Here is a 9967-nt window from a genome sequence, read left to right on the forward strand (position 1 = left end):
GCCAATACCGGTCACCGCCTCAGAGATTATGGCTGCAGACCACAATCCCCTGGGAGAATTCAACAAGTTGGTGTGAAACTAGGGCGGGGAAATCGCGCAGATCTCGCCCTGGCTTCACCAGGAAAGCCCTGGCTTCACACTCAGTGCCTACCTTCGCCCCCAACACCTGGCATCCCGAGTCGGGACTAGCCGGGCGGGCGCGGGCTGCGCTCGTTCAGCAGCGCAATGACCTGCGCGGCGAGTTCGTCGATGTCGGCATTGGTGGTGTCGAGCGTGAGGTCGGGGTCTTCCGGCGGCTCGTAGGGTGCGTCGACGCCGGTCAGTCCGCTGAGTTGTCCGCTGCGGGCACGCGCGTACAGGCCCTTGGGGTCACGCTTCTCGCACTCGGCCAGTGACGTCGCCACGTATACCTCTATATAGGGCAGCTTGGCCGCGGCGTTGAGGGCACGGGCGATTTCGCGGTCCGATTTCAGCGGCGACACCAGCGAGGCCAGCGCGACGACACCGGCGTCGGCCAGCAGGCGGGTCAAATGCCCTACGCGCCTGATGTTTTCGGTGCGGTCGCCGGGTGAGAAGCCCAGGTCGTCGGACAGGCCGTGCCGCAGGTTGTCGCCGTCGAGCAGGTAGGCCACCCGCCCGGATTCGACCAGCGCGCGCTCAACGGCTACCGCGATCGTCGATTTGCCGGACGCCGGTAAGCCGGTGAACCAAATGGTGGCGCCCGGTTGGCCGGTGGCGCCCCAACGGTAACCGCGGTCCAGCGACGACGGATGCCAGCGGATGTCGGTACGCGGATGAGTGCCCGGCTTGACCTCGCGGGCCTCGACGATGGTGCCCGCGCCGACGGTGTCGTTGGTCGACTCGTCGATGAGGATGAATGCGCCCATGCCACGGCTTTCGGCGTAGCTGTCGGCCACCACGATCGAACTGGTTCGCAACGTGACCGTGCCGATGTCGTTGAGCGCCAACTCAACTGGCCCGTCGAGTTCGTCGAGCGTCTCGGGGTCCAGGCGGGAGTGCAGCGCCTGCACCGTCGCCCGCACCGTCTTGGTGGCCTGTTTGAGCGCCAACCGGTCACCGGCGCGCAGCGGGGTATCGACGAACCAGCACACCGTCGCGTCGATTTCGCGGGCCAGTACCGGGGCAACGGCGTCGTCGGCACCGCTGACCAGCACGTCGCCGCGTCCCACGTCGATGTCGTCGGCCAGTTCGACCGACACCGAAAGCGGCGCGACGGCCGTGGTGCGGTCGTCGTCGAGTGTGTCGAGCGCGGTCACCGTCGAGCGGGTGCCGGCGGGCAGCGACACCACCGGGTCGCCGACGCTGAGCGTGCCGGCCGCGAGGCGCCCGGTGTAGCGGCGGCGCATCTCGGCGGTCGGCCGCGACACCCACTGCACCGGCAGCCGCAGGCGCGAAGCCTCGGCCTGCGGTGGGGTCAACTCAATGCCCTCCAGGTACTCCAGCAGAGTGGGGCCGCTGTACCACGGCGTGCGATCGGAACGGTGGACGACGTTGTCGCCGTGCTTGGCCGCGATCGGGATCACCGTGATGTCCGTGCCGCCGAGCCGTGCCGTCATCTGGCGCAGTTCGGCTTCGACTTCGGCGAACCGGGCTTGGTCGAAGTCGATCAGGTCGATCTTGTTCACCGTCGCGACGAAGTGCCGGATGCCCAGCAGGCTTGCGATCCGGGCGTGCCTGCGGGTCTGCCGCAGCACGCCGGCGCGGGCGTCGACCAGCAAAATCGCCACGTGTGCGTTGGATGCGCCGGTGAACATGTTGCGGGTGTAGCGCTCGTGACCGGGAGTGTCGGCGAGGATGTAGCTACGCGTTGCGGTGGAGAAGAACCGGTAGGCGACGTCGATCGTGATGCCCTGTTCGCGTTCGGCCCGCAGGCCGTCGGACAGGGCGGCGAGATCGGCGACGCCCTCTGCGTCGGTGACGGCCTCGAGGTGATCCAGCGGCAGGCTGTCGGTGTCGTGCATGAGCCGGCCGATCAGGGTGCTCTTGCCGTCGTCCACCGACCCCGCGGTGGCGATGCGGAGCAGCTGACGGGTGACTGTCGCAGTCATCGAGGCGGTCGTCTCGGCGGTCGTCTCGGTCATCAGAAGTATCCTTCGCGCTTGCGGTCTTCCATCGCGGCAGCCGAGGTGCGGTCGTCGGCGCGGGTCTCGCCGCGCTCGGAGACCGTCGCCGCGGAGATCTCGCCGATGACCCGGACGATGTCGGTGGCGGTGGAGCGCACGGCCCCGGTGATGGTCAGGTCGCCGACGGTGCGATAGCGCACCCACTCCACGGCAGAGGATTCACCGGCTTGAGGGCTGGCGTATTCCGACACCGCCAGCAGGATGCCGTCGCGTTCGAACACCTCGCGTTCGTGGGCGAAGTAGATCGACGGCAGCTCCAGGCCTTCCAGCTGGATGTAGCGCCACACGTCGAGCTCGGTCCAGTTGCTCAACGGGAACACCCGCACCTGCTCGCCCTTCTTGATACGGCCGTTGTACAGCGTCCACGGCTCGGGGCGCTGCGCACGGGGATCCCACTGGCCGAACTCGTCGCGGAAGCTCAGAATGCGTTCTTTGGCGCGGGCCCGCTCCTCGTCGCGGCGGGCGCCCCCGAATGCCGCATCGAAGCCGCCGGCATCCAGCGCGTCGAGCAGGGTGCGAGTCTGCGCCCGGTTGCGCGAAGCCCCGGGACCCGGATCGGGTACCCGGCCATTGTCGATGGATTCCTGAACCGACGCGACGATCAGCTTGTGTCCCTGGCCGGTGACCCGACGGTCGCGGAACGCGATGACCTCGGGGAAATTGTGGCCGGTGTCGACGTGCATCACCGGGAACGGCAGCGGCAGTGGGCGAAAGGCCTTCTCCGCCAAGCGAAGTAGCACAATCGAATCCTTGCCGGCGGAAAACAGCAGCACCGGCTTTTCGAGTTCGGCGACGACTTCGCGGATGATGTGTACCGCTTCGGCTTCCAGCAACCGCAGTTCGTCGACCCTTCGGAGTTCGGTGGTCGTCACCGTCGCAGTCATGTTGGTAGTCCCTCTCTTTCGGCGTCCGCCCGGTAGCGGTCCACCCAATCGTCTGAACGCTGGTCGGCCTGTCGCTCCAGTACGGGCTCGGGCGCCAGCCGCGGATCCAGCCCCAACGCCTCGAGAACGGTGGCCACCACCTGAGTCAGATTGCGCCACAACACCGGATACGAAACTTCCATCGGTTCGACGCCTTCTTCGGCGAACCAGCTTTGCCAGCCCTGCTCCTGGGCGCGCAGCATCGTGACGATGTGGGCAATCGCCCCGGCGTGATAGGTGGCACGCGCATCGCGGGCCGGATCGGGCCTGCCGCGCCAGACCCGGGTCTGTACCGCGCGCCAGAATGACACCGCCTGCGACACCACGTCGGGCCGGTGGATGTGGATCAGCAGCGGGTCCTCGCCGACGACGTCGCGGATCGCGGCCAGCAGGCTGTCGCCCGATCGATCGGGCAGTTGGCGCGCGCGGTTCAACAGTAACGGGGTTTGGTTCCACATCAGCTTGCCGCCCCAGACGCCGTTCGGCGTTCTTCCTACCGTGCGGATGTAATCGCGCCAGATCTCGGCCGGAGCCAGGTCCGGCGTGCCCACGTCCAACGGGTCCAGCAGCCGCAGGATCGACTCGTCCTCGACCCCGGCAAACCACTCCCGCGGCTGCGGAGCCTGGCTGGTCGCGGGCAGATATTGGAAAAACTCCTGCGGTTCGCCGGCCACGCCCGTCGCGCGCAGCGATTCGACCAGCAGCGTGCTGCCACTGCGCTGGGACGCCAAGACCAGGTATGACGACGGGGTGCCTGCCACCCTGGCAGGATAGCGGCAGGCAAATGCGGTGCAACGCAGGGAATTCCTTCACGCTGAAGATAACTATTGCGAGCGCGGGAACAAGTCTCGTGGTACGGCGGTTAGCCGGAGCTCCTTTGGCGTTCACCTGCGTCCGGCGGCCGGGGCGATGCGGGCCATCCCACGCAGGAGCCATGGTGCCCGCCGCGCCATCACCTCGACGGCGCGATCCGAGCGGCGCATCGCGCTCCGAGCTCCGGGAGTCGCTGTCGACACCAATTGCGCCTCGGCTGACCCGGCCCGAGGTCCCTCGCGATCGACCGCCAGCAGTTGCCAGCTGCCGGGTACACCGCGCAGTTCGACGCTGCCGCGGTCCTCAAAGCCCGTGCCCGACCCGACGACCAGGTCACGCACGGTGCGCGAGACCAGGATTTCGCCGGCACCGGCATGGCCGAGGATCCGCGCCGCGATGTGGACGGCGATGCCTCCGATGTCCGCTGCCAGCAGTTCGCACTCGCCGGTGTGGATGGCCGCGCGGATCTGAATGCCCAGCATCTCGGCCTCGGTGCGCAAGGCCTCGGCGCAGCGGATGGCCTGCGTCGGCCCCTCGAACGTGGCCAGGTGACCGTCGCCGGTGCTCTTGATCACCGTGCCCTCGAATCGTTTCGTGACGTCGGCGGTGATCTCACCAAAGCGCTCGAGTACCACCCGCCACCGTTCGTCGCCCGCTGCCGCGGCGTGTGCGGTCGAGGCCACCATGTCGGTGAACAACACCGTGCGCAGCGCGCGATGTCCCCGTGGCGGTGCCGCATGACCACCGGTGAGGAACTCCTCTATCGCGGTCAGGATCTTGTCGGACTCAGCGAACCAGGGCAGGTGCTCGCCATCGACCTCGAGGTACCGCGCGGACGGGATGTGGTCGGCGAGGTAGCGGCCAGACTGTACCGGAACGACGGCATCCCCCCGCGCATGGATGACCAGGGTTGGGGCCGTGATCGTCGGTAGGATCGGCCGCAGGTCGAGCCGAAACGACGCCTCGAGTGACACGCGCGCCATCCCCGGGCTCGCGCACATGCGCTCCAACATGGCGAACTGGCGTTGCCGACCGGTCAATGACGGCCCGGCGATGCTGAGTGTCGCTCCGCTGCCCCACCGCGAGCGGACGGCACGGTGGATCTCCTGGAGGCGGGTGACCTGCTCCACCGACCAGATGTAGTCTTCACCCACCTCGGGCAGGTAGCGCGCCCGAAGCTCGGCCGGGTCGCTGTCGATGGTGTCCCACCCGCCTGGCTGAAACGAATATGTGTCACAAAGGATCAACGCTCTCGTTCGCTCCGGCCGTGTGGCCGCGAACATCATTGCGGCCGGACCGCCATCGCTGCACCCGAACAGGACGGCCCTTCCGAAACCGGCGGTTTCCATGACGGCCTCGATCTCAGTCGCTCGATCGTCGAGCGTGCGAACTCTCGGCACCGGGTCCGACAGCCCCACCCCGGCCTTGTCGAACACCGCGATGCGACAGAACGTGCCGAGCTGGTCGAAGAAGGCCTTGAATTCGGGCACGGTCCAGAACAGCTCGATGTGGCTGACGAATGGTCCGGCGAAGACAAGCTCGACCGGCCCGTCGCCAAAGAGCTGATACGCCAGGCTGAGATCGCCGCACGACGCGTACGACGTTTCGGCCACGGCATTGAGCATAGCGAGGCCCGAGGCCGGTCGTAGCCCGTTCGTTGAATTGCACCGCCGCGGCTGACGGCAGCGCCTATGACCGCTCCAACACCCGCAGTCCTAGCGAAAACAGTAGTCGCACATCGGGATCGGCGAGGGAGGTGGACAATAACTTCTCTATTCGACGCACCCGATAACGAACGGTGTTGGGATGTACCTGCAATACCTGTGCCGCGGCGGCAATGTCGCCGAAACTGTCGAGGTAAGTCCGCAGCGTTTCGGCCAGCACCGGATCTTGCGCGCGCAGGTCGCGTACCCGGGGGTCGACGAGCCGCGGTTCGCTGCCGACCAACGTGACAATCTCGTCGAGCAGCACCGTGGTGCGTGCTTCGGTCAGCGAGATCACTTGTCCCAAATCCGGGTGCCGCGCAGCGCTTTCCAGCACGCGGTCCACCTCGCTGCGCGCCGCGGCGATTCCGGCCAAGCCCGGTAGCGGTGCGGCAATGGCGGCCCGCAGCGGTACACCGAGCTCGGTGCGCAGCGCGCTGATCGTGCCGCGAACCCACGAAGTGACAGACCTGGCTGTTGCGGTCGCGGACAGCAACACATACATCCGCGAGCCGGATGAAGCGACCTGAGCATCGGGCCGAAAAGCGCTGGCGCTCAATGCCAGAACGTCCATCAGACGAGGATGGCGTGGCCCGGTGCCGGCGATGTCGAAGCCGATCAACGCGGCGTTCCCGTCGGCGGACAGACCGAGTTCGCGGCCGATGCCGGCCACGTCGACGGCGTCCCCGTCGCTTAGACCGAGCAACTGCTGCACCCGTCGCGCATGCGTCGACGGCCGCGCGGCCAGCCGCGAAATGATACGAGCGGCAAGCACTGACGCACCACGCAACATTTCCTCAGCGTCGTCGGCCAACGGCTGCGACCCCTGCTGTACCCAGATGGCGCCGGCGAACGCCGGCGGTCGCCGCGCGCCCGTCGGCGGGTGGTGGATCCCGATCGCCAGTCGTGGGCGCAGGCCCAATTCCGGCCTTTCGGCGACGCGCACCACGTCGCCGCCGGCGCGCAGGGCGTCGAAAATGCCCCACTGGCCGATCCATTCGAGATGTTCGGGCGGGCCGGCGCGGCCGAGGATGGACAGCCGCCGCAACTCGTCGGCTTCCTCGTTGGAGGCCGAGTAGGCCAGCACGTGCGACTGGGCGTCTTCGATGCTGACCATACCGTGAATCCGGTCAGCCAGGGACTGCGCGAGGCCGAAAAGGTCGGTGCCCGAGTCGTCCGTCGGGTCCGCGCGGTCCCCGTGATGCTCCAGCACGTGGTTGACCAACCGATACAGCCGCTCCCAGCGGGCCTGCGGCTCAACGGCCACCACCGCCGATCCGGCTGCGACCGCCTTGGCCACCAAGGCGTCCGACGGCTTCTTGGCCAGGATCGCCACCGGCGCGCGCCCGACTTGCTGGTCGATCCAGCGCAACGCCTCTTGCTCGGTGATGCCCAACAGGAAGAAGAGGTCGGCCGACCCTGCAGCCGGAGCCAGTCCCAACCGCACATCGTCGGAATCGATCAGCGCGGCCGTCGCCACCGGAAGGTCCAGGCCCCGGGGCGCCTCGACCAGGCTGACCAGGGTCGCGTCCAGCGCAAGCAACAGTTGGCCCAGTCCGACACCGGGAACTTCCATGCTGTCTGATCGTACTAGCTCATCGGCTAATCATTGTCGGATCCGCCAAACATTGACGCAGCCGCCGCGGGAATCATGGCGAGCATGGATGCGATCACTGGTATCACCCAAGTTCCCGCGCCCGTCAACGAGCCGGTCCACGAATACGCCCCGCACTCTCCGGAACGCACTCGCCTCGCTGCCGAACTGGCCGCATTGGCCGACAACCCGATCGACCTGCCGCATGTCATCGGCGGCACTCACCGGATGGGCGACGGCGAGCGGATAGACGTGGTGCAGCCGCACCGGCATGCCGCGAAGCTGGGCACCCTGACCAACGCCGTGCACGCCGACGCATCAGCCGCAATCGAGGCGGCCATGACCGCCAAGAAGGCATGGGCGGCAATACCGTTCGACGAACGCGCCGCGGTGTTTCTGCGCGCCGCGGAGCTGCTGGCCGGGCCGTGGCGGGAAAAGGTCGCCGCCGCAACGATGCTCGGCCAATCCAAATCCGTATACCAGGCCGAAATCGATGCGCCCTGCGAGCTGATCGACTTCTGGCGCTTCAACATCGAATTCGCCCGACAGATCTTGGCGCAGCAGCCAATCAGCGGACCGGGCGAGTGGAATCGGAGCGACTACCGTCCGCTGGACGGCTTCGTCTATGCGATCACGCCGTTTAACTTCACCTCGATCGCCGGTAATCTGCCGACCGCCCCGGCGCTGATGGGTAACACCGTCGTCTGGAAGCCGTCGATCACCCAGACCCTGTCGGCCTACCTGCTCATGCAACTGCTCGAGGCCGCCGGACTGCCGCCCGGAGTGATCAACATGGTCACCGGCGACGGCTTCGCGGTTTCCGATGTGGCGCTGGCCGATCGGCGGCTGGCCGGCATCCACTTCACCGGGTCGACGGCCACCTTCCAGCGACTGTGGTACCAGGTCGGGACGAATATCGGGCGCTACCACTGTTATCCGCGATTGGTCGGCGAGACCGGAGGCAAAGACTTCGTGCTCGCCCACGCCTCCGCGCACCCGGATGTGTTGCGCACCGCGCTGATTCGGGGGGCCTTCGACTATCAGGGCCAGAAGTGCTCGGCGGCCTCGCGGGCGTTCATCGCGCATTCGGTGTGGCAGCGGATGGGAGACAGTCTTCTGAGCGCAACTGCGGAGCTGCGCTATGGAGACATCACCGACCTGACCAACTACGGTGGTGCGCTGATCGACCGGCGCGCCTTCCTCAAGAACGTCGACGCCATCGAGCGGGCGAAAGGCGCCCCGGGGGTCACCATTGCGGTGGGCGGCGAATACGACGACCACGAAGGCTATTTCGTGCGCCCAACCGTTTTCCTGTCCGACGATCCCACCGACGAGTCGTTCGCGACCGAGTATTTCGGCCCGCTGTTATCGGTGCATGTCTACCCTGACGACCAGTACGAGCGGATCCTCGACGTCATCGACACTGGATCGCGTTATGCCTTGACCGGCGCGGTGATCGCCGACGACCGCCGGGCCGTGCTGACCGCGCAAGAGCGGCTGCGGTTCGCGGCCGGCAACTTCTATGTCAACGACAAGCCAACTGGCGCGGTGGTCGGTCGGCAGCCGTTCGGCGGTTCGCGCGGTTCGGGTACCAACGACAAGGCGGGTTCGCCGCTGAATCTGTTGCGCTGGACCTCGGCTCGCACGATCAAGGAGACTTTCGTGCCCGCCACCGATCACATCTACCCGCATATGGGGCCGGACTGATGGCCGGGCTGTTCGCCAGCACGGTTCGGCCGGCCATCCTGGCCGCGAGCCGTCGGCAGGGATTGCGGCGGGCCGCCGAACGTTTGCCGGTCACCCGCGGTGTGGTGCACCGGTTCATACCGGGGGAGGCAATCGGCTCGGTGCTGAACAGTGTTGCCGCACTGCGCGAGTCGGGCTGCCTGGTCAGCATTGACTATCTGGGTGAGGACGTGACCGACATCGACGGCGCGGCGGCTACCGTGCGGCAGTACCTTCAGCTGCTCGATGCGCTGAGCGCCTGTCGTGGCGGCAGCGTCTATAGCCGTGTACGGCCGCTGGAAGTATCGGTCAAGCTTTCGGCGCTGGGGCAGGCGCTGGAACACGACGGCCAGAAGATCGCACTCGACAACGCCCGCGCCATCTGCGAACGAGCAGAGCAGGTCGGGGTCTGGGTCACGGTAGATGCCGAAGACCACGACACCACCGATTCGACGTTGTCGATCTCCGGTGATCTGCGCCTCGACTTTCCTTGGCTGGGTACGGTTTTGCAGGCATACCTGCGTCGCACGCTCGACGATTGCCGGGAGCTGGCTACCGTCGGGGCTCGGGTCCGCCTGTGCAAGGGGGCCTACGACGAGCCGACGTCGGTGGCGTATCGGGATCCGGTTGCAATCACCGACTCCTATCTGCAATGTCTGCGGGTGCTGATGGCGGGCACTGGTTATCCGATGGTGGCTTCGCACGATCCGCGGATCATTGACGCAGTTTCCGCGATGGCAGCCGAATCGGACCGCGACGTAGGCGATTTCGAATACCAGATGCTGTATGGCATCCGATGCGACGAGCAGCGGCGACTGGTCGATGCCGGTAACCAGGTGCGGGTGTACGTACCGTATGGCACCCAGTGGTACGCCTATTTCATGCGCCGCCTGGCCGAGCGGCCGGCCAATCTGATGTTTTTCGTGCGTGCGCTGGGCCAGCGTTCCGGTAACTAGGGTTTGTCTGACCATCTGTCGGTCAAACGGGATCGTCGTCGTCGTTGTGTAGGAATCGTTCTGGGTGGTGGAACGCGTTGGTTCTGGGCTGTCCCTGGTCTAGGTGTGG

Annotated in this window: 7 protein-coding genes; 2 read left to right on the top strand and 5 right to left on the bottom strand. The window is 66.7% G+C overall.

Features of this window, described 5'->3' with window-relative positions:
- Positions 1 to 185: 185 nt before the first annotated feature.
- The 5 genes from cysC to A5791_RS02185 form a co-directional block, all read right to left on the bottom strand.
- Positions 186 to 2102 (bottom strand): adenylyl-sulfate kinase, encoded by a 1917-nt coding sequence (gene cysC, locus A5791_RS02165; protein WP_082966690.1) that lies wholly within the window; start codon positions 2100 to 2102, stop codon positions 186 to 188.
- Positions 2102 to 3028: a sulfate adenylyltransferase subunit CysD gene (cysD, locus tag A5791_RS02170; RefSeq protein ID WP_067230281.1), complete on the bottom strand. Its 927-nt coding sequence runs from the start codon at positions 3026 to 3028 to the stop codon at positions 2102 to 2104. The genes cysC and cysD overlap by 1 nt, the downstream gene beginning before the upstream one ends.
- Positions 3025 to 3828 (bottom strand): Stf0 family sulfotransferase, encoded by an 804-nt coding sequence (locus tag A5791_RS02175; RefSeq protein WP_067230285.1) that lies wholly within the window; start codon positions 3826 to 3828, stop codon positions 3025 to 3027. The genes cysD and A5791_RS02175 overlap by 4 nt, the downstream gene beginning before the upstream one ends.
- Before the next feature lie 123 nt (positions 3829 to 3951).
- A complete protein-coding gene (locus A5791_RS02180) occupies positions 3952 to 5493 on the bottom strand; it encodes an adenylate/guanylate cyclase domain-containing protein (protein ID WP_067230302.1) in 1542 nt (513 codons plus the stop codon).
- A 76-nt stretch (positions 5494 to 5569) separates the two neighbouring features.
- Complete coding sequence (locus A5791_RS02185; protein ID WP_067230288.1) at positions 5570 to 7159, bottom strand: CdaR family transcriptional regulator; 1590 nt, start codon at positions 7157 to 7159, stop codon at positions 5570 to 5572.
- Between the two features lie 93 nt (positions 7160 to 7252).
- On the opposite strand from A5791_RS02185, the gene pruA reads away from it, so the two are divergent.
- The gene (gene pruA / locus A5791_RS02190) at positions 7253 to 8884 is read left to right on the top strand and encodes an L-glutamate gamma-semialdehyde dehydrogenase (RefSeq protein WP_369828009.1); all 1632 of its coding nucleotides are present in this window, start codon (positions 7253 to 7255) and stop codon (positions 8882 to 8884) included.
- Positions 8884 to 9858 (top strand): proline dehydrogenase family protein, encoded by a 975-nt coding sequence (locus A5791_RS02195; RefSeq protein WP_067230295.1) that lies wholly within the window; start codon positions 8884 to 8886, stop codon positions 9856 to 9858. Before pruA ends, A5791_RS02195 begins: the two co-directional genes overlap by 1 nt.
- The last annotated feature ends 109 nt before the right edge of the window (positions 9859 to 9967 follow it).

The organism is Mycobacterium sp. 852002-51163_SCH5372311 (genome assembly GCF_001667115.1).
Classification (GTDB): Bacteria; Actinomycetota; Actinomycetes; order Mycobacteriales; family Mycobacteriaceae; genus Mycobacterium.

What these genes read in the sequence shown, in the direction of transcription:
- cysD (WP_067230281.1), bottom strand. Translation starts at nt 3,028, where the DNA reads ATGACTGCGACGGTGACGACCACCGAACTCCGAAGGGTCGACGAACTG.
- A5791_RS02185 (WP_067230288.1), bottom strand. Translation starts at nt 7,159, where the DNA reads ATGGAAGTTCCCGGTGTCGGACTGGGCCAACTGTTGCTTGCGCTGGAC.
- A5791_RS02195 (WP_067230295.1), top strand. Translation starts at nt 8,884, where the DNA reads ATGGCCGGGCTGTTCGCCAGCACGGTTCGGCCGGCCATCCTGGCCGCG.
- cysC (WP_082966690.1), bottom strand. Translation starts at nt 2,102, where the DNA reads ATGACCGAGACGACCGCCGAGACGACCGCCTCGATGACTGCGACAGTC.